At 50.8% G+C, this 817-nt stretch carries 1 rRNA gene; it reads right to left on the reverse strand.

Going from position 1 to position 817, the window contains the following annotated elements:
- Window positions 1–817, reverse strand: a 23S ribosomal RNA gene (locus tag IFU00_22830); the annotation flags it as partial.

The raw sequence follows: 817 nt of genomic DNA on the forward strand, positions 1-817 counted from the left end.
ATATCCGCAGCTTCGGTGACTGGCTTAGCCCCGTTACATCTTCCGCGCAGGACGACTCGATCAGTGAGCTATTACGCTTTCTTTAAATGATGGCTGCTTCTAAGCCAACATCCTGACTGTTTTAGCCTTCCCACTTCGTTTTCCACTTAGCCAATCTTTGGGACCTTAGCTGGCGGTCTGGGTTGTTTCCCTCTTGACACCGGACGTTAGCACCCGATGTCTGTCTCCCAAGCTCGCACTCATCGGTATTCGGAGTTTGCAATGGTTTGGTAAGTCGCAATGACCCCCTAGCCATAACAGTGCTCTACCCCCGATGGTGATACTTGAGGCACTACCTAAATAGTTTTCGGAGAGAACCAGCTATTTCCAAGTTTGTTTAGCCTTTCACCCCTACCCACAGCTCATCCCCTAATTTTTCAACATTAGTGGGTTCGGACCTCCAGGGCGTGTTACCGCACCTTCATCCTGGCCATGGGTAGATCACTTGGTTTCGGGTCTACACCCAGCGACTGTCGCCCTATTCGGACTCGATTTCTCTACGGCTCCCCTATACGGTTAACCTTGCCACTGAATGTAAGTCGCTGACCCATTATACAAAAGGTACGCAGTCACGGAACAAGTCCGCTCCTACTGTTTGTATGCACACGGTTTCAGGATCTATTTCACTCCCCTCCCGGGGTTCTTTTCGCCTTTCCCTCACGGTACTGGTTCACTATCGGTCGATTACGAGTATTTAGCCTTGGAGGATGGTCCCCCCATGTTCAGACAGGATTTCTCGTGTCCCGCCCTACTTGTCGTATGCTTAGTACCACCGTTC

The sequence above is a fragment of the Oxalobacteraceae sp. CFBP 8761 genome (assembly GCA_014841595.1).
Classification (GTDB): Bacteria; Pseudomonadota; Gammaproteobacteria; order Burkholderiales; family Burkholderiaceae_D; genus Telluria.